General features: G+C 57.2%; 1 pseudogene. It reads left to right on the top strand.

The features are described 5' to 3' along the window. Nucleotides 1-236 (top strand): annotated as a pseudogene (locus MXD62_RS09660) (PLP-dependent aminotransferase family protein); the annotation flags it as partial.

The following is a 236-nucleotide window of genomic DNA, read 5'->3' on the forward strand; positions in this document are numbered from 1 at the left end:
TGCATACTCTGCGGGGAGCGCTGCGTGAACGGAGGCAGGTGGCAGCAAAAGCGCTGGCAGAATCTTTTTCCGATCTGGCTGCGTGGCAGGTGCCGGCAGGGGGCTTCTACATCTGGGTTCGCCTGCACCGGCATGTTTCGATGCGGCAGTTGTTTGAGATTGCGCTTGCACACGGAATCCTGCTAAATCCCGGCAATGTGTACGATCGCTCAGCTGATCAATATCTTCGCCTTTCC

Origin of the sequence: Frankia sp. Mgl5 (assembly GCF_023242985.1) — a bacterium.
In the GTDB taxonomy this organism is placed as follows: Bacteria; Actinomycetota; Actinomycetes; order Frankiales; family Frankiaceae; genus Parafrankia; species Parafrankia soli.